Consider the following 22,628-nt stretch of genomic DNA (forward strand, 5'->3'; position numbering starts at 1 on the left):
TGAAGTTCGTCAGGCCGCCTGATGCAGTGCCTGCACTGCAGGAAACAGGCGGCGGTACTTACCATAGCGCACATTCAATGCCGCATGCTGCGCGATATCGGGTGCAAAGGTGTTCTTGATGGCCAGACCCTGGGTCAGCAGGCTGGTGTCGCCGATGGCGGCAAAGCCAAGCTTGGCCGCGCCGATGCTGGCCGACAGTTCGCTGTCGTGCAGGGTGCGCATTTCCACGCCCAGCACATTGGCCAGCAGCTGCGCCCAGTACTGGCTGCGCGCGCCGCCGCCGACCAGCATGCAGTGCGGCACGGTCGCGCCGGTGGAAGTCACGGCTGCCATGGCGTCGCGCAGCGCAAAGGCCACGCCTTCGAGCACGGCGTAACCCATCTGGGCGGTATTGCTTTCATGGCCCAGCTGCAAAAAAGCGCCGCGCACCTGCGGGTCGTTATGCGGCGTGCGTTCGCCCGACAGATACGGCAGGAACAGCGGCGCGTTGCTGGCCACGGCCTGCTGCAGCGGGATGGTCGCTTCGATCAATTCGAGCAGCGCTGCCTCATTTTTTTGTCCCAGTACGCCGGTGGCCCAGCGCAGGCAGCTGGCGCCGGACAAAATGGCCCCCATGGCATACCAGCGGCCGGGCAAGGCATGGCAGAAACTGTGCACGCCGCCGTCCGGATTGCCCAAGGGCTGCTCGGTCACCGAGACGATAGCCGCGCTGGTGCCCAGCGAAATAAAGCTGTCGCTGGCGTTGACGGCACCGATACCCACGGCCGAGACCGGATTGTCGCCACCGCCGCCGGCCACCATCACATTACCTGGCAGGCCCAGCTGTTCAGCGACCGCCGGCAGCACGGTGCCGGTGGCGGCATCGCCCTCGACCAGCGGCGGCAGCTGCTCCGGGCGCAGGCCGGTGGTCGCCACCATCGGTGCATACCAGGCGCGCGCCGGCTCGTCGAGCCACAAGGTGCCGGCGGCGTCCGACATGTCTGTGATCTTCTGGCCGGTCAGCATCAGGCGCAGATAGTCTTTCGGCGACAGCAGGCAGGCGACAGCGGCGAAGGCCGACGGTTCATGCTTTTTCAGCCACAGCAGTTTGGGGGCGGTCAGGCCGGCCATGGCCAGACTGCCGGTCACGGCCGCAAACTGCGGATACTGTTCGGCCAGCTCGGCCGCTTCCAGATGCGCGCGCGCGTCGTTCCACAAAATGGCCGGGCGGATGCAGTCATCGCTGGCGTCGAGCAGCACGGCGCCATGCATCTGGCCAGACAGGCCGATGCAGGCAATAGCGGAAAATTGTTCGGGGAAACTGGCGCGCAGCTGGCCCAGCGCCTGGACGCAGGCCTGCCACCAGTCCTGCGGGTGTTGTTCGGACCAGCCGGCCTGCGGGCGGCTGACATCGAGTCGCACGGATGCCTGGCCGCGCACGGCGCCGCTGCTGTCGAGCAGCACGGTTTTCAGTTCGGAGGTGCCCAGGTCGATGCCCAGGGAAATCACGGAAGTCATGGATAGTTGTTCTGGTTTGGTTTCAGGCGCAGCCGCAGGAATTGCGTACACGTAGAACAGGCGACAGGCGCTGCACATGCTGCGCGCGGGCAGGGTTGGCAATGCGTTCGATCAATAAATCCACCGCCATCGCGCCCAGCTCTTCGAGCGGCTGCGCCATCACGGTCAGGCGTGGACTGAAATAATCGGCCCAGTCGAAATCATCGAAGCCGGCCAGCGCCACATCCTGCGGCACAGCCACCTGGGCGTCGCGCAGCGCATGCATGGTGCCGATGGTCATCAGGTTGTTGGCCGCCACGATGGCGGTCGGGCGCTGCGCCAGCGCCAGCAGTTCACGCGTGGCCGCGCCGCTGCGCTCGAGGTTGGAGTTGCCCCAGCGTAGCAGGTCGCTGTCAAAGGCAATCCCGGCGCGCTGCAAGGCGAGGCGGTAGCCGTCGATCCGTTCGTCCGTGGTCGACAGGCCCGGTGCGCCGGCAATAAAGCCGATGCGGCGATGGCCGTGCTGTTCGATCAGGTGGCTGACCAGTTCGGCCGTCGCTTCGCTGTTTTCCACGCCGACCTGATCAAACGCCAGCGGCGACATGCGGTCGACCAGCACCGAGGCGATGTTATTGCTCGACAAGTATTCCAGCGCGCGGTTATGCGGGTCGCCCGACGGCGCCAGCACGATGCCGTCGACACGGCGCTGGTGCAGATTCTGTACGACCTTCAGTTCCTGCGCGGGATCGTCATGGGTATCGGAAAACAGCATCATCAGGCCATGGCGCGTGCAGGCCGCCTCGATGGCGCGCACGGTTTCGCTGAAGTAATGATTGGTAAAGGCGGAAATGGCCACGCCGATGGTGCCGGAGGAGGAACCGGCAAGCGCGCGCGCCAGCATATTGGGCACATAGCCGATCTGCTGCATGGCGGCATTAACAGCGGCAACGGTTTTCGGGCTGACCTTGCGGGTGCCATTGACTACGTGGGACACAGTCGACAGCGATACATCCGCCGCGCGTGCAACATCTTCCATGGTGGCCATGGCGTCTCCAGATTGATTTTTTATTTTTATGGACTACTGTATGAATACGGCTTGGTGCCGCGTTTGGACATATCGTAAACAAAAGAAAGCGCTTGCGCAAGCGCTTTCTTTTTGAAAACATCAGGTGGCGTAGGTCGGATTAGGCCCCTGCGGGGCCGTAATCAGACAACATTGTTGGCGTTCGTGGTGTTGTTAGGTTCGGTCGGGCCGTCATCGGACCGCATTGTTGGCGTTCGTGGTGTTGTCGGATTACGGCCTGCGGCCTAATCCGACCTACTGGATCAACAGCTCGTGCAGCTCTCCCGGTCCGTCTGCATGCAGCTTGACGACGGTGGAGGTGCGGGTGCCGTAGCCGGGGGTTTCGATGCAGACGGCCGACAGTACGCGCTCGAGGTCGAGCGGCACGCCGGTGTCGGGCAAGCGGAAGTCGGGTGCGCGGGTGGTGTCGGCCAGCATTTCAAAATAGGCGTCGTCGGGCGCGCCCAGGCACATCAGGCTGGCGAACTGGGCCTTGGTTTTGAGCACCTTGGGCCACGGTGCGTCCAAGAGCGCATTGGACAGGCCGTAGATACCGGGCGCCAGAGGCTGGCCGTTGCGCGCATCGTCGTCGCCGCGATTGGAGAACCAGATCAGGGTGTCGCGGTCGCCCAGCACCAGATTGAAACCGTTGTAGGCGTCAGCGCCGGGGCGGATCTGCGCGATATACTCTTCAGCCGACATGCTGCCGGCCAGAAAATCCGCTACCAGCGCACCGCGCGACGGGGCATCGGCGCGGTGTTCGCGCGGGCAGCGGATATTGGTAATGGCGGCAAAGCGCGACGGGCCGCCTTGGGCCTGCGTAATGCCCATCCAGCTGCCGCCGGCCTGCAGGTCGCGCCCCGCGTACACGTGCGGATGCTCGGGCCAGTTGGCGGCTGGGGCGGTGGCGCGCTCGTAGAATTCGTCGCGGTTGGCGGCGGCAATCAGCGGCACATGCGGATTGACTTTCCAGGCGAAAACGATCAGGCACATGGGGGCAGGTCCATGAACGTTTCCATATGGCGCGCGCCGGCCGTCAGCGACAGCAGTTCCGCCTGCTGCACGGCGGACTCGAGCAGGGCGCCAAAGCTGTCGCCCACCACCGGATAGATTTCCATCCAGGTCTGCAGGCCGTCCTTCGTTTCCGGGCGGCGTTTGAGCTGCGGCGCCACGCCGCTGTCCTGCGCCAGCTTGTGCTGCATGGCGCGCACGCGCGCTTCGAGCGCTTGCACCTGCTCTTCGCGCACCTGGTAATAGATATAGAGATCTTTCATGGCGCGCTCACAGCTCCAGCGGGTCCAGCACGTAGGGCATGGACAGGAAAGACACAGCCGGACCCTCGGCCGAGCCATAGCGCACCGCGCCTGCTGCGCTGCCACCCTGTTCGATGGCGGCCAGTTTCATTTCCACCAGCGCATCAACACCGCCGGCGCCATTGGACGCGGCATTGACCACCATGCCGCACGGTTGCTCGGGGTCAGCCAGCGCAAACAGCTCGCCGCCGGCTTGCACGCCAGCATCAGCGATGCTGACCAGCGTGGTGCGGCGCTTGAGCTTGCCCAGATACTGGCTGCGGGCAACGATTTCCTGGCCCGGATAGCAGCCTTTCTTGAAGTTGACCGCGCCCAGCAGTTCAAAATTGACCATCTGCGGCACGAATTGCTCCTGCGTCGCCTGGCTGATCTGGGGCACGCCGGCATGGATTTCCGACAGGCGCCAGGCATCGACGCCGCCTTTTGCCAGGCTGGCAGTCAGCTGTGGCCACACCGTCAGGGCGGTGTCAAACGACATCAGCCACTGATAGCGCGCATGGCCGAACGCGTCAGCCACGCGCAGCAGCGTGCCCAGCGCATGCTCAATCTTGCTCCATGGTGCGGCCGGCAGGCTGTCGAACCATGGCGCGAGCGCCGCGCCGGCCTGCGCGCCGCCCAGGCCCAGCGCGACCTGCGTGGCCTCGTCGGCGCCGGCGTCATGCAGTTTGGCCTTTGCCCGCAGCACGAACATTTGCAGGCGCTTCTGGATCGCCGGCTGCACGTCGCGTGCCAGTTGCAGATAGACGGTCGAAGCATTGCGCCACATTACGAAACTGGCCAGCAGGCGCCCCTTGGGCGTGCAGTAACCGGCCAGGCGCACCTGCTGCTGGTTCAGATGCTCGACGTCATTGGTCAACTGGCCGTGCAGGAAGCTGGCGGCATCGTCGCCCACGACGGCGATCAGGCCCTGGTCGGCCAGCGGCGCAACAAAGCCCGCCTGCAGAGCGCTTGCGCTCAAGGCCTGGCCGAAATCGGCAGGCGCCTGTTGGTCGGTGCCACTGGCGCGCGCGCCCTGGTCAGCTAAAAATTGATTCCAATTATTCATAATTTCCATAAGAGATCAGCGATTACGCATTATCATTACGGGTTCATTATAGTGATTGTGCGCCATTCGCGTCGGCGACCGCTCCAATTGCCGTGTTTGCTCTTGCAATCTGGCGGACCGCATCGCAAATGCATCAAATTATTCAGAATCGGAAGCAATGGCTTTTTTTAAAAAACTTGTAGTGAGCTCGGCGATTGCCGCCATTGCCGTGGGCGGCAGTTTTGTGTACTGGGCGCAGCAACCGATTATCACCGAGGGCGAGGCAATTCCCTTTGCCATCGCGCCCGGCAGCGGCGCGCATGCGGCCGGCCAGCAGATTGCCGACGCCGGCGTGCCGATCAAGCCGCTGCTGTTCAATTTCCTGGCCCGCATCGAAGGCAAGACGTCGCAGATCAAGGCCGGCTCCTACGAGCTCAAGCCCGGCACCACGCCGCAGCGCCTGATCACGCAACTGGCGCGCGGTGAATTTGCGCAGGAGTCGCTGACCATTATCGAAGGCTGGACTTTCCGCCAGATGCGCCTGGCCATGGCCGGCCATCCCGGCCTCAAGCACGATACGGAAAAGCTCAGCGACACCGAACTGATGGCCAGGATCAGTCCCGAGTACCCGAAGCCGGAAGGGCTGTTTTTCCCCGACACCTATCTGTTTGCCAAGGGCGCCAGCGAAATGCAGATATTCAAACAGGCGCATACGGCCATGATTGATCGCCTGGCACAGGCGTGGGACAAGCGCGATCCGGCCTTGCCGTACAAGAATCCGTATGAAGCGTTGATCATGGCCTCGATTGTCGAGAAGGAAACCGGACAGAAGTCCGAGCGCGCCATGATTGCCGGCGTGTTCGTCAACCGCTTGCGCACCGGCATGCTGCTGCAGACGGACCCGACCGTGATCTACGGCATGGGCGAGAGCTACCAGGGCAAGATCCGCAAGCGCGACCTCGAGGCCGATACGCCGTACAATACCTACACCCGCGGCGGCCTGCCGCCCACGCCGATTGCCTTGCCCGGCGCGCAATCGCTGGCAGCGGCTCTGGCACCGGCGCGCACCGATGCGCTGTATTTCGTGGCGCGCGGCAACGGCACCAGCCAGTTCTCGGCCAACCTGCCCGACCATAACCGCGCCGTCAATCAGTATCAGCGCGGTATCAATACCAATAATGCACAGTAATGATTTCAAATTCCAAAGCCCGCGAATTACCAGCTCGTTTCATCACCTTTGAAGGCATCGACGGCGCCGGCAAGTCGACCCATATCGCGTTTGTCGCCGACTACCTGCGCCAGCGGGGCGTGCAACTGGTGTCGTCGCGCGAGCCGGGCGGCACCAGCCTGGGCGAAAAGCTGCGCGAGATCTTGCTGCATGAAAAAATGCACCTCGAAACCGAAGCGCTGCTGATGTTTGCCAGCCGCCGCGAGCATATCGCCCAGGTGATCGCGCCGGCGCTGGCGCGCGGCGAGTGGGTTATTTCCGACCGTTTCAGCGACGCCAGCTTTGCCTACCAGGGCGGCGGGCGCGGCATGGACCTGCGCAAGATGGAGCAGCTCGAGGCGTGGGTCCACCCCGAACTGCAGCCGGACTTGACGCTGCTGTTCGACGTGCCGCTCGAAGTGGCACGCGCGCGCCTGGACGCCACGCGCGAACTCGACAAGTTCGAACAGGAACAAGCCGAATTTTTTGCCGCCACGCGCAATGAGTATCTGCGCCGCGCCGCGCAGTTTCCCGCGCGCTTTCGCATCATCGATTCCACCCAAAGTATCGCGGCAATCCAGGTCGAACTCGCGCACTTGCTTGATGCATTGCTTGAAAAGAGCGATGCAGCCTCTTGATTTATAAAGAATAGTCATGACCAGTCCACTCTATCCCTGGCAGCAGGACGCCTGGCAGCAGTTGCAGGCGCTGCGCGCGCGCATGCCGCACGCCATCGTGTTCCATGGCGCGCAGGGCATCGGCAAGGCCGACTTTATCGAGCGTTTTGCCCAGGCGCTGCTGTGCGAGGACGTGCGCGCCGACGGCCATGCCTGCGGCGCTTGCGCATCCTGCGGCTGGTTTTCACAGCACAATCATCCCGACTACCGCCGTGTGCGTCCCGAGGCGCTGGAGGATGACCTGGCCGATGAGGTCGATGCCGATGGCGAGCCGGTCAAGAAGGCCGCCAAGACCAAGACGCCGTCCAAAGACATCAAAATCGAGCAGATCCGCGCACTGGCCGACTTCATGAATATTTCCACCCACCGCCAGGGCCTGCGCGTGGTAGTGCTGTATCCGGCCGAGGCACTCAATGTGCCGGCTTCGAATGCGCTGCTCAAAACGCTGGAAGAGCCGCCGCCGGGCACACTGTTCCTGCTGGCGTCGAACAGCCTGGACCGCTTGCTGCCGACGATTTTGTCGCGCTGCCGCAAGTTCGCCATGCCCATGCCCAGCCACGACCAGGCGCTGGCCTGGCTCAAGACGCAGGGCCTGAACGACGCCGACAGCTGGCTGCGCGAGCAGGGCGGCGCACCGCTGGCGGCGCTGGCCCAGTCCGAGGCCGGTGGCCGCGAGGAAACCGAGCAGTTGCTGCAGGTGCTGGCCCATCCCGGCGTGGAAGGCGCGCTGAAGGCGGCCGACAAACTGCAAAAGTCGCCGCTGGCGCCGCTGGTGGCGTCGCTGCAGCGCTGGCTGTACGATCTGTTTTCCTGCAAGATGTCGGGCGCCATTCGCTATTACCCGCGCCACCGGCGCGAACTTGAAGCGCTGGCTGCGCGCATCCACGTCAGCCGCCTGATGGCCGCCATCAAGGGCGCCAACGACCGCCGCGCGATTGCCGACCATCCGCTGTCGCCCAAGCTGTTTCTGGAAGAAATGCTGCTTGATTACGCAGGGCATTGCGGCTGCTGACGGACGTGGCCCGGCCGGCGTGGCCCGGCCCGATTTCGCGTACAATCGCGCCCATGTATATCGATTCCCACTGCCATATCAATTTCCCCGAGCTGGCCGCTCGCATGCCCGAAATTCTGGCCAAAATGGCCGAGAACAAGGTGACGCACGCGCTGTGCGTGTCGGTCGACCTGCCGGACTTTCCACAGGTGCTGGCGCTGGCAGAGCAGTATCCGCATATCTTTGCCTCGGTTGGCGTGCATCCCGACTATGAAGAGACGCCCGAGCCGTCGGTTGACGACCTGGTGCGCCTGGCCGATCACGAGAAAATCATCGCCATCGGCGAGACCGGGCTTGATTATTTCCGCCTGACTGGCGACCTGGAGTGGCAGCGTGAGCGTTTTCGCACCCACATCAAAGCTTCAAGAATCACGCGCAAGCCCTTGATTATTCACACAAGATCGGCCAGCGAAGACACCATCCGCATTATGCGCGAAGAGGGTGCCGGCGTCGCCGACGGTGGCGTGGCCGGCGTCATGCATTGCTTTACCGAGTCGCTCGAGGTAGCCAGGGCTGCCATCGAGATGGGTTTTTATATCTCGTTTTCCGGCATCGTGACCTTCAAGAGCGCCAAAGACCTGCAGGCGGTGGCGCGCGAAGTGCCGCTCGAGCGCATTCTGATCGAGACCGATTCGCCTTACCTGGCGCCGGTGCCGTTTCGTGGCCGCATGAACGAACCGGGCTACGTGGCCCATGTGGCCGAGTACCTGTCGACGCTCAAAGGCATACCGCTGGCCCAGGTCGCGCAGCAGACCACCGATAATTTCTTTAATCTTTTCAACGTAGTACGATAACTTCCTCATGCATATAATGATGCGAAAACTGCTGCTTGCGGCCATGCTGTGCAGCGCTGGCGCAGCCCAGGCGGCACCCGATGCGGTGTCGTTCTTCCGCGCCGTGTCGGTCGATAACGCCACGGGCGTGGCGCGCATGCTGGCCGAAGGCGCCAGTCCCAACCAGCTTGAACCGCAGCGCGGCGATACGGCGCTGGTGGTGGCGCTACGCGACGACGCCGACAAGGTGGTGCGGGTGCTGCTCGATGCGCCCGGGATCGATCTGGAAACGCGCTCGGCGAACGGCAATACGGCGCTGATGATGGCAGCCTACAAGCACAAGCAGGCTACCGTGGAAGCCATGCTGGCCAAGGGCGCCAAAGTGAACCAGAGCGGCTGGACGCCGCTGCACTATGCCGCCTCGGCAGGCGATTTGCCGATCATGAAACTGTTTCTGGCGCGCCAGGCGGTGGTGGACGCGCGCGCGCCGACCAATATCACGCCGCTGATGTTTGCCTCCCGCGAAGGACAGGAGGAGGCGGTGCAGCTGCTGCTGGCTGCCGGCGCCGACGCCACCCTGAAAAGCGACCATGGCTGGACGGCAACTCAGTTTGCCCAGGCCGCCGACAAGCCGGGCGTAGCGGCCATTATTGCGCGCCACCTGGCGGCTCAGGCCGCCAAAAAATAGGCTGCACAGCCTGCCAAGCAGCTGAACTGGCATGGAATTGCCCTTCAGATCAAGCATTTGTTCCCGTCCCTGATTAACGATAATGATGTTGTTGCGTTACGTTAATCAGGAGATCGCCAGATGGGCAGCAAAGTACAAGTCAGGCGCCGGTTTGATTGCCGGCGTCCACAACGCAGCCCCTGTGACGTCACTGCTTTCTGGAACGATAAAATCGAACCGACTGCCGAGAGGGCCAACATGCTGAATGAACGAGAAATCGAGAGTTGTTATCTGGGGCAATTCATCCCCGTCCATTACCATCACAATATGCTGATGGATCAGAATCGCATGCATGGCTTCAAATCGGCCATTGCCTATACCGTCAAGCCCGGCATGAAAGTGCTCGAACTCGGGGGCGGTACCGGCGTGCTGTCGTGCTTTGCGGCGGCCCAGGCCGACAAGGTCTGGTGCGTGGAGTTCAATCCGGACATGGTCCGGGAAGCGCGCAAGATGCTGGCGCTCAATCCGCATGGCGAGAAGGTTGAAGTGGTACACGCCGACGCGTTTGAATACCTGCCGCCCGAACCGGTCGATGTGGTGATCTGCGAAATGATTCACGTCGGCATGCTGCGTGAAAAGCAGGTCGAGGTGATCGAATCGTTCAAGCGCCGCTACCTGGCCCGTTTCGGCGGACCGCTGCCGATTTTCCTGCCCGAAGCGGTGATCATGGCAGTGCAGCCGATGCAGCAGGAATACGATTTCGAAGGCTTTTACGCGCCCATCGTGCAGTTCCAGCAAAATAACGCCGTCCATCCCGGCGTAGTCGACCTGGCGCCGCCATCGGTCTACAGCATTATCGACTTTACCCAGGATACCGATCTGGTGTTCAGCTTCGACGGCAAGTTTGTTGTCGAGCGCCCGGGTACGCTCAATGCGCTGCGTTTCATTACCAAAAATATCCTGGCGGTGGTGCCGGAACAGTCGAACACCATCGACTGGCTCAACCATTACATGTGTCTGCCACTGGCCGCGCCGATGTCCGTCAAGGCGGGCGACGTGCTGCAGGTCAGCTTCCAGTATCGCGCTGGCGGCTCGATCCCGTCGCTTGAAGCGACCATGCGCGCCCAGGTCATCTATGACATGGCTTTGCAGTCGGCTCAGCACCCCGCCGTCTACGCCTGATTTTCCTGACCCAGCTTCCACAGCGCCGCAGAGCTTGCTACTGCGGCGCTTTGCCATTCAGGGTATATTGCGTGCTTTATTACGACACCGTTTGAATATCATGGAACAGATCGATCAGCGCTACCTGGTGCAGCAAAACAAAATCAGCGACGGCGAAACCCGTCCACCCGTGTTTGCCAAGGTCATGCGCAGCAAGGAAGGCGTCTTCGAGGGCGTCTCCTTTATCAAATCAAAAGACAAAGCCACCGTGCTGACCATAGAGGAAGCCAATCAGGCCATCAAGTGGGCCTCGAACAAGAAACCGAACGCGCACGAATATGTGACCAAGATTATCTGCGTCGGCCAGTAAACGACCGTTTGTCAGCGCCGGCTGCAGTTCGTCGCATGGATGTTGCGGCGCTTGCAGCACCTGCCTATAGTGCTGGCATAGCAGCGGGGGAAACAAGGCGTTTTCCCCGCTCATTACTTTACGGGAGGTGTGGCATGCTGGGATTTGTGTTGTGGCTGCTGTTGCTGGTGGTGTGCTGGCCGCTGGCCTTGCTGGCGCTGGTGCTGTATCCGCTGGCCTGGCTGCTGCTGTTGCCGTTTCGCCTGATCGGCATCGGCGTCGAAGGCGTTTTCGAGTTGCTGCGCGCGATTGTCATGCTGCCAGCGCGGGTACTCGGTGGTGGCAGGCGGTAGGTCGGATTAGCCTGGCATAGCCAGGCGTAATCCGACAACACCTTTGATGCCAACAATGCTGTCGGATTACGGCCCCTTCGGTGCCTAATCCGACCTACCCGACCCACATCGAATCCGACCTGATCAATAATCAACCATAAAACCCGCACCAATCGACTTCTGTGAGTAGTTATAGTCGATCAGGCTCTGGCCGTAACCGGAAAACACCTGCAGGTAGCCTTTCAGGTTGGTTTTGAGCGGGAAGGCCCAGCCAGCCTGCACGGAGCCGTGGCTGGTGCTGAAATTGCGGCGGCCCGTGAATGAAAATTCATGGCCATTGTTGCGGTAGCTCAGGCGCAAGTCGCCATGGCCCATGTAATCGGTGATATCGATATTGTCATTGTCCGACTTGCCATTGTCGAGCCGCTTCCACAGGCGCGCCGTAATGGCCAGGTTGTCATGCTCCATGCCCAGTTCGCCATATACGCGGTTCCAGCTGCGCGACAGCGTCGAGGTCTGGCCGTTGGATTGGTGTACCAGCCCCAGATTGAAATACTTGAAGTCCAGCCCGGCAATTGACTTGCCGATCGGCGTGACCAGCATCATTTCAGGCTGGTAGTTGGTTTCGCGGAACGGGCTCGAGGCCTTGCGGTTGTACGCCTGCCAGAAGCTTTGCTGCGTATAGCCGAACCACAGGTCGACCGGCGTGCCGGCGATGTCTTCCAGCATTTTCATTTTAAAGCTCAGCTGGTACGTCAGTTCGACGTGCTGGGTCTTGACGCCGCCAGGGGTGAATTCGCGGAACGGCTGGTCATTCGAGGCATTGCTGTAGTTGGCCAGCAGCAGATAATTGTCGCGGTGCGAACGGAAGTTGAACAGGCCGCGCTTCGATACATCATCAAGCTCCCATTGTTGCGTCACGCGCGAGATCGGCGACTCCGGTGGCGCTGCACCGGTCTGTGCCACGGCCGGAATGGCGGCGTTGACTGCTTCAGGCGTTGGCACGGCGGCCGGGTTGGCTGCCGTACTTGGCGTCACGGTGCTGGCCACCGCCAGCGTGGTTGCCGTGGCGCGCGGATCGCCACCGGTGGCAATCGTGGCTTCCTCGACCGCCTTGGCCAGCGTATCAAAGCAGCCCAGACGGGCGCTGGGGTCGCCCAGCACGGCGCAGCGCTGCATCTGCTGCTCCAGTTCCCCAGCCAGGGCAAAGCCTGGCGAGAGCAGCAGGGTGGTAAGAATCAGGGTGCGGGAATCGATTTTCATGGGGAAAATAGGGCGTCTTAAAGTTGCGCAGCGCCAGGCGGCGTGCGGAGTTGATCTGGATTAAGGTTTGTTAACTTTCTTCAAAGGAAAGTATAGCTGAATCCACATCGCCTCCGCGCACTGATCGCCTACCGTGCGCACCCTGGCGCAACAGTCAGGCCAAGCTGCCCTTTGGCCTGCTAGAACCGCAAGTTGCGCGCGATAATATCGTCGGCAAGCTTTTCCGCTTCGGCCACCGGCAGCGCCAGGGTGGTGGTAGCCTGGGCGCTGCCGGCCACCATCGGCTGGTCCAGCCTGGCGCCTTCGCCGTGGCTGGTATCGACCGTGACCGTGGTCGACAGGCCGATGCGCAGCGGATGGGCGGCCAGCTCCTGGGCATCGAGCGTAATGCGCACCGGCACCCGCTGCACCACCTTGATCCAGTTGCCGGTGGCGTTTTGCGCCGGCAGCAGCGAAAACGCGCTGCCGGTACCGGCTGACATGCCCAGTACCTTGCCGTGATACACCACCTTGCCGCCGTACAGGTCAGTTTCGATGGTGGCCGGCTGGCCGATGCGGATATTGCGCAGCTCGGACTCCTTGAAATTGGCGTCGACCCATAGCTGGTTCAGCGGCACGATGGCCATCAGCGGCGTGCCGGGCGTGACATGCGCACCCAGCTGCACGTTGCGCTTGGCCACATAGCCCGTCACCGGCGCCAGCACCGCGTTGCGGCGCACGGCCAGCCAGGCTTGCACCACGTCACCTTTGGCCGACAGCACCGCCGGATGGCTGGCCAGATCCACACCGGCCACGCTTGAACGTACGGACTCGGCCTGGCGCTGCGCCACCGCAAGGGCGGCCTGCGCTTCATCGACTGCCTGTTTTGCATGCACCAGGTCTTCGCCCGATATCGTCTGGTCGGCAGCGAGCGGCGCACGCCGCGCCAGGTTGCCCTGGGCGGTGGCCAGCGCCAGGCGGCGCTGCGCAATCACGGCGTCGTACTGGGCCACGCTGGCATAGCGTTCGCGTTCCTGGCGCACCACATTGCCCAGCCTGGCTTCGGCCTGGCTCAGCATCAGGTCCGCGTCGATGGCGTTGAGCCGGATCAGCGGCGCGCCGGCTTTCACCAGCTGTGTTTCCTCGGCGCGTATTTCATCGACATTGCCGGTGACCTGCGCCGACAACGTGACCAGGTTGCCGCCCACATAGGCATTGTCGGTGACTTCTTCTTTCGACAGCACCAGCTGGTAATACACGCCCCAGGCGACGCCTGCCGCCACGAAGGCGGCTGTAATGGCCAGCAATACCGCCTTGCGCTTGCCGGGACCTGTTGCCACTGCCTGATTGTTTTCGCTGCTCATGATCTGTTCCGCTTATTTGGTTGACTGTAAGGTTGACGCTGCCGCGTCAGAAAAATCGCTGGCGCCGCGATAACCGCCGCCCAGCGCCACCACCAGATTGATTTCCGCGTTCTGGCGCTGGGTTTGCAGCTGCATGCCCAGGTCGAGCTGGCCGCGCACCGTCATCTGGGCATTGATCTGCATGGCGCGGTCCGACAGGCCCTGCCTGAGCCGGGCGTTGGCATTGCGCAACTGTGCTTCGCTGGCGCGCAGGTTGTCGTCCTGCAGGCGCAGCTGGTTTTCCACGCCCTGCAGCCTGGCGCCGGCCTGCGCCACATCGCGCACCACGTCGAACACGCGCTGGTTATAGTCGGCGATCAGTTCATTGCGCTCGCTGCGCGCGCCTTTCAGTTGCGCCTGCAGCCGGCCGCTGTCAAACAGCGGCAAGGACAGGGTCGGACCGACAAACAGCGTGCGGCTGCCCGCTTCGAGCAGTTTGCTCAGATGAATCGAATCGAGGCCGAACGAAGCGCCCAGGTCGATATCGGGATAAAACGCGGCCTGCGCCGCTTCAATGCGGTCCAGCGAGGCCTGCACGCGCCAGCGCGCCGCCTGCAGGTCGGGCCGGCGCGCCAGCAGCTCCATGCCCAGCTTGCCAGGCAGCTGGTGCGGCAGGGCCAGTGCGGTATGCGGCTGCAAGGCAGCCAGGGCGGCACTGTTTGCACCGAGCAGGGCGCGCAGCGCTTCGCGCTCGGTCACGCTCTGCGTTTCAAGCAGCGCGATCTGCTGCTCGATCAGCGACAGCCGCGTTTGCGCCGACAGGTGATCGTCGGACACACCGAGGCCGTGCGCAATGCGTTTTTCCTTGTCGGCCACCAGCGCGCGCTGCAAGTCGACCAGCGCATGCAGGTTGTCCATGCGGGCCCAGTTGCCCTGGATGCTGAAGTAATGACGCGCAATATTGGCGGCGAGCATTTGTTCTGCCATCGCGTACTCGGCGCGCCGCGCATTGACTTCACCCAGGGCCGAGGCAATCTGCGCCTTGTGCCGGCCCCACCAGTCCAGGTCATAATGGGCCTGCACAGCCAGGTTCGCCTCGTTGTAGTAGCTGCCGCCAATCGGCGCCGGGGTCAAACCGTTGCCCGAATAGCGCTGGCGGTTGACGCTGGCGTTCATATCGACGCGCGGATCGTGCTCGGCATGCTGCAAGTCAAATGCCGCCTGGGCCGAGGCGATGCGGGCATCGGCGGTATCCAGGCCGGGGCTGGCCGACAGCGCCTGGCTGATCAGTTGGTCCAGCTGCGGGTCCTGGAACTGGCGCCACCACTGGGCGGCGGGCCAACCTTCGCTGGCCAGGTGAATATCGGCCGCCAGGCCGGCTTGCGCCAGGTCCTGCTGCGGCAGCACATTGGTGTCGGGCGGGATACTGGCGCAGCCGGCCAGCGCCAGGCTCAATGCCATGATGCTCAAGAGGGGTGTGGTTTTCATTGCTTACTCCATTGCCGCATGGTCGACGACCACGGGTGCATTTTTCTTCGGTGGTTTAATCAGCAACAACAGCGGCAGCACCAGGATGGTCAGCCACATCATCAGCCAGAAGTCGTCCAGGTAGGCGATCATCGAGGCCTGGCGCGTGATCTCGCCATTGAGCGCGGCCATGCCCGCTTGCGTGCCCAGGTCATAAGCTTGCGCGATGCCCGGATCGTGCAGGGCCGGGTTGGCGATGGTGATGTGTTCGGTCAGTGCCGCATGGGCAGTCTGGGTATTGCGTACCAGCAGCGTTTGCACCAGCGCAATGCCGATACTGCTGCCGATGTTGCGCATCAGGCTGTAGATGGCCGTGCCTTCGGCGCGCATTTCCGGCGACAGCGTGGCAAAGGTGGCCGCGCTCAGCGGCACGAATACCAGCCCCAGTCCGATGCCCTGGATAATGCCGTTCCAGACCACTGTTTTTGGCACCAGATCGAGCGTGAAATTGGCCATCTGCCACAACGAGAATGCGGTAATGGCAAAGCCCGTGCCAAGCAGCACGCGGGTATCGACCTTGCCGGTCAGCCGGCCGACGATCAGCATCGCCAGCATGGTGCCCAGTCCGCTCGGGGCGGTCACCAGGCCGGCAATGGCGGCCGGATAGTTCATCAGCCCCTGCAGCATCGACGGCGTCAGCGCGCGGGTGGCAAACAGCACCATGCCGACGATAAAGATAAACAGCAGGCCGCTGACATAGTTGGCGTTTTTCAGCAACCGGTAGTCGAGAAACGACTTGCCGGCCGGGCGCAGCGCCGTATGGGCGATAAAGTAGCACAAGCTCATGGCCAGCACGATCGCTTCGATCCAGGTTTCTGGCGAGGAAAACCAGTCGTTCTGCTCGCCGCGGTCGAGCAGCATCTGCAAGGCGCCGATCGACAGGCTCAGCGTGGCAAAACCAAACATGTCAAAGCTCACGCGCCGCTGTGGCGCATCCTTGCGGATATAACGCCAGATGCCGTAGAAGGCCATCGCGCCGATGGGGATATTGATAAAGAAGACCCAGCGCCAGCTGTAGCTGTCGGTCAGCCAGCCGCCCAGCGTGGGGCCGAGGATGGGGCCGATCATCACCCCCATGCCCCAGATCGCCATGGCCGAACCGTGCTTTTCACGCGGATTGATGTCGAGCAGCACCGCCTGCGACAGCGGCACCAGCGCCGCGCCGAACACGCCCTGCAGCAATCGCGCGGCAACGATCTCGGACAGCGTGGCCGACAGTCCGCACAGCACCGAGGCGAGAGTAAAGCCCGCTACCGACACGAGAAAGGTGTTTTTCTGGCCGAAACGGTCGCACAGCCAGCCCGTCAGCGGAGTGGCAATCGCGGCGGCCACGATAAACGACGTCAACACCCAGGTGATCTGGTCCTGCGAGGCCGACAGGCTGCCCTGCATGTGCGGCAGCGCCACGTTGGCAATCGTGCCGTCGAGCGCCTGGATAATGGTAGCGAGCATGATCGAGATGGTGATCATGCGCCGGTTCAGGCTGGGGTCTTGCGAAGCGGGCAAGGGTGAGGGCAGAGCGCCAGCCGCTGCAGTTGCCGAACTCATGCAGATTTCTCCGTAGCGGCCAAGAGCCCTTCGAGCAGTTCGGTTGCCGCCAGCAATTGCTGCGCGTCAATGCCTTGCAGCAGCTCATTGCGATAGGCGTCGGCTTCCTTGCGCACCTTGTCATACACCTGCATGCCGGCGTCGGTCAGTACCACCAGCTTGACGCGCCGGTCGGTCTCGGATGGCTGGCGCTGCACGAAGCCCGATTTGACCAGCCGGTCCAGCATCGACACCATGGTCGGATTCTCCACCCCCAGCTGGTGCGCCAGTTCGCTTTGCGACGGCGGCTGCGGCGACTTGGCGATCATGGCAATCGCCATCCAGCTCGCCTGGCCCAGGTCCAGGTCTTTCAGCCGGCGATCAATCGCATGGCGCCAGCCGCGCGCCGTCTTGTGCAGGGCGGCCGAGAAGCGCTCTTCAATAGAAATCATAAAATAAGCAATCTAATAGTTAGGTTTCTAACTAATATTTTACCATGTGGCAATCTGGTATGGGCATTTTGCGTTCAGCCACAAGGCTGTTACATTAACTGCCACAAACACTATCCCGGGAGGGGCCATGAGCACGGAAAACAGCAACAGCGATTTTGTGATTAGCCAGACCTTCGATGCGCCACGCGAGCTGGTGTTCCAGTCGTGGGTGGAGCCGGAACGGCTGGAGCAATGGTGGGGGCCGGCAGGATTCACCCTGAGCGTGCTGGCGCTTGATTTGGAGCCGGGCGGCATCTTTCACTATGGCATGCGGGCCGATAATGGCTACGAGATGTGGGGCAAATTTACCTATCACGCCATCGAGGCGCCCGAGAAAATCGTCTCGGTTTTGTCGTTTGCCGACCGCGATGGCAATCCGGTCCAGCACCCGGTCAGTGCGACCTGGCCGTTGTTTTCCTTCAATACCATGACGCTCGCTGAAAACGATGGCAAGACGGTGATGACGTTGCGTTCTTCGCCGCATGAGGCGACTGAGGAACAGCACAAAACTTTCCTGGAAGGGCATGAGTCGATGAAGCAGGGGTTTTCAGCGACGTTTGCGCAGTTGGCGCAGTATCTTGCGACGGTACGGTAGGTTGGATTAGCGCGCCAGCGCGTAATCCAACAACTGCCAAAAACATGCGGGCCGAAGACGCGCGCCTGAGAAAATGCCGATGGCGGCGTTGCGGCTCCTTGCCGTACTAGCGTACTGTCTGCGTCGCCGCGCCTTGCCCTCGGCATTTTTCAGGTGCGCTTGGCCCGGGAGCCCTTGCTGGCGCTAATTATTCTTTTTGACGTTAGCGGGTTGGATCACATTGTCGGATTACGCTGCGCTAATCCGACCTACCCAAGGCAGAGGGATTGTTATCCATCCCCAGCATTTCTTTGATCACCGGCAACACCATCTTCCACGCCGGCGAGCTGGCGGCGATTTCGTCGTAGTGGCTGGCGCCGGGCAGGATTAGCACTTGCGCATGGTCACCGGCTTTGGTGGCTTTCGCGGCATAGTCGTGCGCCACGCGTGGGGGCGAGATGGTGTCGAGCTCGCCCGTGATCAGCACGGTGCGCGTGCCGTTCGGGACCAGCTCGGCGGCGTTGGTGTCGCTGTAAATGTCGGGGCGCTCATCGCTGGGCAAGCCGGCCAGTTCCGTCATGTTGCGCTCGCAGCTGGACTGGATCAGCGCTTTCTCATGACGCAAATCGGCCAGGCCGCCCAGGCTGATGATATTGGCCACCGGCAGCATCTGCGCACGAAACAAGGGGCTCGATGGCGCAATCTTGCTGCGCCCGGCAATCCATTGCACCAGCTGGCCTCCGGCCGAATGACCTATCGCCACGATGCGTCTGGTGTCGAGCTGGTACTGCGCGGCATGGCTTTGCAGGCTGTCGAGCGCGCTATGCATGTCCTCATAGGTACCGGGATAGCCGCCGCCCGGCTCGTCCACGCGGCGGTACTCCACATTCCACACTGCAATGCCTTGCTCGACCAGGGCGCCAGCGACATTGCGCATTTGCCGTATGCCGCCAAACTGCACGGTCCAGCAGCCGCCATGCACCAGCACTACTACCGGAAACGGTCCCTTGCCTTCAGGGCGGAACAGCTGGGCGAACTGCGAGGGCGCCGTGCCATAGGCAAGCTGCGCTGTGGGGGGCGGGCCGTTCAGCGCCAGATAATTGTCCAGGGTCATCGGGGTGGTGACGCTGCCGGCGCCCTGGGCCAACAAGGCAGCGGCAAGCAGTGACTGGGCGACAGGCATGGGTACTCCTAAATGGTCAGGAGCCACACTCTAGCACAGGCCAATTACCATGATAAATGGCAAGCTTTATGGCATGCACCACCACGCTTATACGCTTGGAAATGTTGCTCCGTGATATATTCGCGTATCAGTTATATCGCTTACGGACCCGGTGCACGCCCTACATCTTATCGACCTGCTTCATGCCGAACATCAGGCGCTGGCCAGTATCGCCGCCGGCGACACGCTGGTCTTTGCGCTCGAGCAATTGCTGCTGGCGCTGCAAAGCCAGTCGGAAGAACCGATGCATGCCTGCGTGCTGCTGATCGACGAGGCCGACCGTTACTGCGGCGCGTCCGCGCCCACGCTGCCGCCCGACCTGACGGCGGCCTTGCAGCTGGGCGACAGCCGGCAATCGCCGTTCGGCATGGCCGGTTTTTCCGGTGCGCCCGTGTATTGCGGCGACATTGCGCGCGACCCGCTGTGGAGCGCCGGCCGCAGGGAGGCGGTGCTGCACGGCTATCGTTCGTGCTGGGTCACGCCGGTATTTTGCGCCAAAGGCCATGTGCTCGGTGTGCTGGGCCTGCTGTTCCAGACGGCGCGCCATCCGACCCAGGCCGAAATCGAATTAATGACCATCAGCGCGCGCAGCACGGCCCATGTGATCGAACGCAGCCGGCTGGAGCAGGCCGCGCTGCACGCCCAGGAGCAGGCGCGGCTGGCGTTTTTCGACAGCGAATCGCGCTTCCAGGCAATGGCCAGCGCCTTGCCGCTGCAGTCCTGGCTGGCGCAGCCCGACGGCACCTTATACTGGCTTAACGAGAGCCTGTGCGATTACGCCGGCCTGTCGATGCAGTCGCTGCTCGATGGCGCCTTGCGACTGTGCATCCATCCGGACGAGCGCGAGCAGGCCGCGCAGGCCTGGCAGTTGGCGCTGGCCGAGCAGCTGCCGTTTGACATGCCCTTGCGTCTGCGCGCCCATGACGGGCAGTACCGCTGTTTCCTGGCGCGCGCCGTGCCGCTGTTTGACGAAGGCGGCTCGCTGGTGCGCTGGGTCGGCAGCAACAGCGATGTGCAGGAACAGAAAAACCTGCAGGAAGAAATGGATTTTATGGCGCGTGCGCTGGAGCAGGAACGGGCCAGGCGCTCGTCCGAGCGCGACCGCATGTGGCGCCTGTCGACCGATATCATGCTGATGGCCGACCTGCATGGCGTGATTATCGCCGTCAATCCGGCCTGGACCGGCGTGCTGGAGCGCAGCGAAAGCGACTCGCTCGGCATCGAGTTCATCAGCCTGGTGCACCCGGACGACCGCGCCGTGGCGCAGCAGCACCTGACGCGCCTGGTGGAGCAGGGCGTCACCGTGCGCATGGAGCTGCGCTACCGGCGCCGCGACGGCGTCTACCGCTGGATCGCCTGGCGCGTGATGCCGGCGCAAAAGCTGGTGCATGCGATCGGGCGCGACGTGACTGATGAAAAGGAAGCGCTGCTGGCGCTGCAGCGCAGCGAGCACGCCCTGCTGCAGGCGCAAAAACTCGAATCGATCGGCAAGCTGACCGGCGGCGTGGCGCACGATTTCAATAATGTGCTGCAGATTATCTCGGGCAATCTGCAGCTGCTGAAACTGACCGTCGGCGAGCACGAACAGGCGGCGCGCCGCCTGCTGTCGGCCGAATCGGCGGTCGAGCGTGGTGCCCGGCTGTCGTCGCAGCTGCTGGCGTTTGCCCGGCGCCAGCCCCTCAAACCCCTGGTAACCGATCTGGGTCGCCTGCTGCGCAGCATGCAGGAACTGATACGGCGCGCGCTGGGCGAGCGCATGATCGAGGAAATATTCATCAGCGAGGGCTTGTGGCATACGCTGGTCGACCCGAACCAGATGGAAAACGTGCTGCTCAATATGGCCATCAATGCGCGCGACGCGATGGCCGACGATGCCGGCGGCGGCCGCCTGACCTTCACGCTGGGCAATGTGACGCTCGACGGCGCCTACGCCAGCCTGCATGCCGATGTGCATCCGGGCCAATACGTGTTGCTGACCATTACCGATACCGGCCACGGCATGACGCAGGAAGTGATCGGCCGGATATTCGAGCCTTTCTTTACCACCAAGCGCGAAGGCGAGGGCACGGGGCTCGGTCTGTCCATGGCCTACGGCTTTATCCGCCAGAGCGCCGGCCATATCGAAGTCCATAGCGCGCCGGGCGCCGGCACCACCTTCAAGATTTATTTGCCGCGCTCGCTCGAACAGCTGGCCGAGCCGCCGCCCGTGCTGCACGGGCCGGTACAGGGCGGCTCGGAAACCATCGTGGTGGTGGAAGACGATGCCGCCGTGCGCCATACGGTGGTCGACATGCTGCTGGGACTGGGCTATACGGTGCTGCAGGCCGAGCACGGCGAAAGTGCGCTGGCGCTGCTGGAACAGGCCGGCCCCGTCGATTTGCTGCTGACCGATGTGGTAATGCCCGGCACGGTGCCCAGCACCGAACTGGCGCGGCTGGCGCGCGAAGCGCGGCCAGGGTTGGCTATCCTGTTTACCTCGGGCCACGCGCACGATGTGCTGATGCAGGGCGGCCGGCTGGCGCCGTGTGTCGAGCTGCTGAGCAAACCCTATGGACGCGATGAGCTGGCGCGCACGGTGCGCCGGGTGCTCGACAGCCGGTGTTCGTCCGCAGTAGCCGAACCAGCTGGCCAGCGCATCTTGCTGGTGGAAGACAACGACGATGCGCGCGCCATGAGCGCCGAAATGCTCACCATGCTCGGCCACACCGTACTGGACGTCGCCGACGCCGAAGCGGCCCTGCTGCTGCTCGACACGGCGGGGCTCGATGTCCTGGTGACCGATATCAGCCTGCCAGGCAAGAGCGGGATGGAGCTGGCCGACCTGGCGCGCAGCCGGCTGCCGCAGCTGGAAGTGGTGTTTGCCTCAGGCCATGCCTGGGGCGCCAGCCTGGCGCGCGAACGCCAGGCCACGTTCCTGCAAAAGCCGTTTGGGCTGGAGGATCTGGCCAGGGCGCTGGGCAGCCCCATGCCGGCAGCGCTGGCGGGGCTGGACTGATCACGTGCCCGGCGAACTGTTGAACTGCCAGTTAAAAGCGTAATTTGTGCGCGACGTAGGCCGAGCTTAAAAATGGCAATAAAGACCAGTTGGCGGCTATAATGCCGCATGCTTAAAATGACAAGAAGACGACTGCTGCACGGTTGGCTGGCCCTCCTGGCCGTGCTTTTCGCTACGCTTGCGCCTTCCATTTCGCATGCGCTGGCAGCTTCGTCCTCGGCGCGGTCCGCTTCGCCTCCTTCTCTCATTTTGCTGGACATCTGCACGGTCGATGGGTTGAAGTCAGCCGATGCCGGCAGCCTGGAGCACCAGTCGGGCATGGATCCGGTCGCACATGCTTTCGAGCATTGTCCGTACTGCCATACGCATGGCGGCTCGTTTGCTTTGCTGCCATCGGCGCATCAGCCACTAGCCGTCCCCGGTGCGCACGCCATCTTCCCGCGTTTATTCCTTCGTGCTCCACGCACACTGTTTGTCTGGTCATCGGCAAATCCACGCGGCCCACCGCGAACGGCCTGATTGTTTGCCTGCCGCAGCTTGCGCCATCGTGCGCTGCTGCAGTTGCTGATCGCGCCTGTCATGGGCCAGGCTTTACTCGCTTTGCCGTTGACCGC

23 protein-coding genes are annotated in these 22,628 nt (G+C 62.7%); 11 read left to right on the forward strand and 12 right to left on the reverse strand.

All coding sequences use genetic code 11. The features are described 5' to 3' along the window. Window positions 1–9 precede the first annotated feature (9 nt). The 5 genes from xylB to ygfZ all read right to left on the reverse strand — a co-directional run bounded on the left by xylB (window position 10) and on the right by ygfZ (window position 4,897). A complete protein-coding gene (gene xylB, locus GCM43_RS22825; RefSeq protein WP_226929632.1) occupies window positions 10–1,485 on the reverse strand; it encodes a xylulokinase in 1,476 nt (491 codons plus the stop codon). 34 nt (window positions 1,486–1,519) lie between these two features. Continuing rightward, window positions 1,520–2,521, reverse strand: coding sequence for a LacI family DNA-binding transcriptional regulator (locus GCM43_RS22830; RefSeq protein ID WP_152248193.1), 1,002 nt, complete (start codon window positions 2,519–2,521; stop codon window positions 1,520–1,522). A 273-nt stretch (window positions 2,522–2,794) separates the two neighbouring features. After that, a complete protein-coding gene (locus tag GCM43_RS22835) occupies window positions 2,795–3,532 on the reverse strand; it encodes an NRDE family protein (protein WP_152248194.1) in 738 nt (245 codons plus the stop codon). Beyond that, a complete protein-coding gene (locus tag GCM43_RS22840; RefSeq protein ID WP_152248195.1) occupies window positions 3,523–3,813 on the reverse strand; it encodes a DUF4936 family protein in 291 nt (96 codons plus the stop codon). The genes GCM43_RS22835 and GCM43_RS22840 overlap by 10 nt, the downstream gene beginning before the upstream one ends. A 7-nt stretch (window positions 3,814–3,820) precedes the next feature. Beyond that, window positions 3,821–4,897, reverse strand: coding sequence for a CAF17-like 4Fe-4S cluster assembly/insertion protein YgfZ (gene ygfZ, locus GCM43_RS22845; RefSeq protein ID WP_193315719.1), 1,077 nt, complete (start codon window positions 4,895–4,897; stop codon window positions 3,821–3,823). Window positions 4,898–5,054: 157 nt separating this feature from the next. Between ygfZ and mltG the strand changes: the two genes are divergently transcribed. Genes mltG through GCM43_RS22870 form a run of 5 tightly spaced genes read left to right on the forward strand, consistent with a single transcriptional unit; the run spans window position 5,055 to window position 9,272 of the window. Then, window positions 5,055–6,065 (forward strand): endolytic transglycosylase MltG, encoded by a 1,011-nt coding sequence (mltG, locus tag GCM43_RS22850; protein ID WP_152248197.1) that lies wholly within the window; start codon window positions 5,055–5,057, stop codon window positions 6,063–6,065. After that, window positions 6,065–6,721, forward strand: a complete 657-nt coding sequence (gene tmk / locus GCM43_RS22855) for a dTMP kinase (protein ID WP_152248198.1) — start codon at window positions 6,065–6,067, stop codon at window positions 6,719–6,721. Before mltG ends, tmk begins: the two co-directional genes overlap by 1 nt. A 16-nt stretch (window positions 6,722–6,737) precedes the next feature. After that, complete coding sequence (locus tag GCM43_RS22860) at window positions 6,738–7,772, forward strand: DNA polymerase III subunit delta' (protein ID WP_152248199.1); 1,035 nt, start codon at window positions 6,738–6,740, stop codon at window positions 7,770–7,772. A 53-nt stretch (window positions 7,773–7,825) separates the two neighbouring features. Further along, window positions 7,826–8,605, forward strand: coding sequence for a TatD family hydrolase (locus GCM43_RS22865; protein WP_152248200.1), 780 nt, complete (start codon window positions 7,826–7,828; stop codon window positions 8,603–8,605). A 16-nt stretch (window positions 8,606–8,621) separates the two neighbouring features. Further along, a complete protein-coding gene (locus GCM43_RS22870) occupies window positions 8,622–9,272 on the forward strand; it encodes an ankyrin repeat domain-containing protein (protein WP_152248201.1) in 651 nt (216 codons plus the stop codon). Window positions 9,273–9,377: 105 nt separating this feature from the next. On the opposite strand, the gene GCM43_RS25905 is transcribed toward GCM43_RS22870, so the two are convergent. Then, window positions 9,378–9,605, reverse strand: a complete 228-nt coding sequence (locus tag GCM43_RS25905; RefSeq protein ID WP_193315721.1) for a hypothetical protein — start codon at window positions 9,603–9,605, stop codon at window positions 9,378–9,380. Here GCM43_RS25905 and GCM43_RS22875 point away from each other — a divergent pair. The 3 genes from GCM43_RS22875 to GCM43_RS22885 all read left to right on the forward strand — a co-directional run bounded on the left by GCM43_RS22875 (window position 9,510) and on the right by GCM43_RS22885 (window position 11,114). Continuing rightward, on the forward strand, window positions 9,510–10,433 hold the full coding sequence (locus GCM43_RS22875; RefSeq protein WP_152248202.1) for a methyltransferase domain-containing protein: 924 nt from the start codon (window positions 9,510–9,512) through the stop codon (window positions 10,431–10,433). The two genes, GCM43_RS25905 and GCM43_RS22875, sit on opposite strands and share 96 nt — an antisense overlap. Window positions 10,434–10,533: 100 nt before the next feature. Further along, window positions 10,534–10,782 (forward strand): hypothetical protein, encoded by a 249-nt coding sequence (locus GCM43_RS22880; RefSeq protein WP_152248203.1) that lies wholly within the window; start codon window positions 10,534–10,536, stop codon window positions 10,780–10,782. A gap of 134 nt (window positions 10,783–10,916) precedes the next feature. Then, window positions 10,917–11,114, forward strand: coding sequence for a hypothetical protein (locus GCM43_RS22885; RefSeq protein ID WP_152248204.1), 198 nt, complete (start codon window positions 10,917–10,919; stop codon window positions 11,112–11,114). 123 nt (window positions 11,115–11,237) lie between these two features. On the opposite strand, the gene GCM43_RS22890 is transcribed toward GCM43_RS22885, so the two are convergent. The 5 genes from GCM43_RS22890 to GCM43_RS22910 all read right to left on the reverse strand — a co-directional run bounded on the left by GCM43_RS22890 (window position 11,238) and on the right by GCM43_RS22910 (window position 17,184). After that, window positions 11,238–12,356 carry a phospholipase A gene (locus tag GCM43_RS22890; RefSeq protein WP_152248205.1) on the reverse strand — a complete coding sequence of 373 codons (1,119 nt, stop codon included), beginning with the start codon at window positions 12,354–12,356 and terminating at the stop codon, window positions 11,238–11,240. 179 nt (window positions 12,357–12,535) lie between these two features. After that, complete coding sequence (locus GCM43_RS22895) at window positions 12,536–13,699, reverse strand: HlyD family secretion protein (RefSeq protein WP_152248206.1); 1,164 nt, start codon at window positions 13,697–13,699, stop codon at window positions 12,536–12,538. Between the two features lie 12 nt (window positions 13,700–13,711). Then, on the reverse strand, window positions 13,712–15,166 hold the full coding sequence (locus GCM43_RS22900) for an efflux transporter outer membrane subunit (protein WP_152248207.1): 1,455 nt from the start codon (window positions 15,164–15,166) through the stop codon (window positions 13,712–13,714). A gap of 3 nt (window positions 15,167–15,169) precedes the next feature. Then, a complete protein-coding gene (locus tag GCM43_RS22905; protein WP_152248208.1) occupies window positions 15,170–16,753 on the reverse strand; it encodes a DHA2 family efflux MFS transporter permease subunit in 1,584 nt (527 codons plus the stop codon). Next, on the reverse strand, window positions 16,750–17,184 hold the full coding sequence (locus GCM43_RS22910; RefSeq protein WP_152248209.1) for a MarR family winged helix-turn-helix transcriptional regulator: 435 nt from the start codon (window positions 17,182–17,184) through the stop codon (window positions 16,750–16,752). The genes GCM43_RS22905 and GCM43_RS22910 overlap by 4 nt, the downstream gene beginning before the upstream one ends. Before the next feature lie 127 nt (window positions 17,185–17,311). Here GCM43_RS22910 and GCM43_RS22915 point away from each other — a divergent pair, with 127 nt between their 5' ends. After that, complete coding sequence (locus GCM43_RS22915; protein ID WP_152248210.1) at window positions 17,312–17,818, forward strand: SRPBCC family protein; 507 nt, start codon at window positions 17,312–17,314, stop codon at window positions 17,816–17,818. 238 nt (window positions 17,819–18,056) lie between these two features. Here the strand turns inward: GCM43_RS22915 and GCM43_RS22920 are convergent, their stop codons facing one another. After that, window positions 18,057–18,980 (reverse strand): alpha/beta hydrolase, encoded by a 924-nt coding sequence (locus GCM43_RS22920; RefSeq protein ID WP_226929623.1) that lies wholly within the window; start codon window positions 18,978–18,980, stop codon window positions 18,057–18,059. Between the two features lie 151 nt (window positions 18,981–19,131). Here GCM43_RS22920 and GCM43_RS22925 point away from each other — a divergent pair, with 151 nt between their 5' ends. Then, window positions 19,132–22,014, forward strand: coding sequence for a response regulator (locus tag GCM43_RS22925; RefSeq protein WP_226929624.1), 2,883 nt, complete (start codon window positions 19,132–19,134; stop codon window positions 22,012–22,014). 117 nt (window positions 22,015–22,131) lie between these two features. Next, window positions 22,132–22,533, forward strand: coding sequence for a DUF2946 domain-containing protein (locus GCM43_RS22930; RefSeq protein WP_226929634.1), 402 nt, complete (start codon window positions 22,132–22,134; stop codon window positions 22,531–22,533). The last annotated feature ends 95 nt before the right edge of the window (window positions 22,534–22,628 follow it).

Origin of the sequence: Janthinobacterium aquaticum (assembly GCF_009208565.1) — a bacterium.
Classification (GTDB): Bacteria; Pseudomonadota; Gammaproteobacteria; order Burkholderiales; family Burkholderiaceae_D; genus Janthinobacterium.

Coding starts and splice junctions, on each gene's coding strand:
- GCM43_RS22830 (WP_152248193.1), bottom strand. CDS start 2,521: ATGGCCACCATGGAAGATGTTGCACGCGCGGCGGATGTATCGCTGTCG.
- GCM43_RS22835 (WP_152248194.1), bottom strand. CDS start 3,532: ATGTGCCTGATCGTTTTCGCCTGGAAAGTCAATCCGCATGTGCCGCTG.
- GCM43_RS22840 (WP_152248195.1), bottom strand. CDS start 3,813: ATGAAAGATCTCTATATCTATTACCAGGTGCGCGAAGAGCAGGTGCAA.
- ygfZ (WP_193315719.1), bottom strand. CDS start 4,897: ATGAATAATTGGAATCAATTTTTAGCTGACCAGGGCGCGCGCGCCAGT.
- mltG (WP_152248197.1), top strand. CDS start 5,055: ATGGCTTTTTTTAAAAAACTTGTAGTGAGCTCGGCGATTGCCGCCATT.
- tmk (WP_152248198.1), top strand. CDS start 6,065: ATGATTTCAAATTCCAAAGCCCGCGAATTACCAGCTCGTTTCATCACC.
- GCM43_RS22860 (WP_152248199.1), top strand. CDS start 6,738: ATGACCAGTCCACTCTATCCCTGGCAGCAGGACGCCTGGCAGCAGTTG.
- GCM43_RS22865 (WP_152248200.1), top strand. CDS start 7,826: ATGTATATCGATTCCCACTGCCATATCAATTTCCCCGAGCTGGCCGCT.
- GCM43_RS22870 (WP_152248201.1), top strand. CDS start 8,622: ATGATGCGAAAACTGCTGCTTGCGGCCATGCTGTGCAGCGCTGGCGCA.
- GCM43_RS22875 (WP_152248202.1), top strand. CDS start 9,510: ATGCTGAATGAACGAGAAATCGAGAGTTGTTATCTGGGGCAATTCATC.
- GCM43_RS25905 (WP_193315721.1), bottom strand. CDS start 9,605: ATGCATGCGATTCTGATCCATCAGCATATTGTGATGGTAATGGACGGG.
- GCM43_RS22880 (WP_152248203.1), top strand. CDS start 10,534: ATGGAACAGATCGATCAGCGCTACCTGGTGCAGCAAAACAAAATCAGC.
- GCM43_RS22885 (WP_152248204.1), top strand. CDS start 10,917: ATGCTGGGATTTGTGTTGTGGCTGCTGTTGCTGGTGGTGTGCTGGCCG.
- GCM43_RS22890 (WP_152248205.1), bottom strand. CDS start 12,356: ATGAAAATCGATTCCCGCACCCTGATTCTTACCACCCTGCTGCTCTCG.
- GCM43_RS22895 (WP_152248206.1), bottom strand. CDS start 13,699: ATGAGCAGCGAAAACAATCAGGCAGTGGCAACAGGTCCCGGCAAGCGC.
- GCM43_RS22900 (WP_152248207.1), bottom strand. CDS start 15,166: ATGAAAACCACACCCCTCTTGAGCATCATGGCATTGAGCCTGGCGCTG.
- GCM43_RS22905 (WP_152248208.1), bottom strand. CDS start 16,753: ATGAGTTCGGCAACTGCAGCGGCTGGCGCTCTGCCCTCACCCTTGCCC.
- GCM43_RS22910 (WP_152248209.1), bottom strand. CDS start 17,184: ATGATTTCTATTGAAGAGCGCTTCTCGGCCGCCCTGCACAAGACGGCG.
- GCM43_RS22915 (WP_152248210.1), top strand. CDS start 17,312: ATGAGCACGGAAAACAGCAACAGCGATTTTGTGATTAGCCAGACCTTC.
- GCM43_RS22920 (WP_226929623.1), bottom strand. CDS start 18,980: ATGCCTGTCGCCCAGTCACTGCTTGCCGCTGCCTTGTTGGCCCAGGGC.
- GCM43_RS22930 (WP_226929634.1), top strand. CDS start 22,132: ATGACAAGAAGACGACTGCTGCACGGTTGGCTGGCCCTCCTGGCCGTG.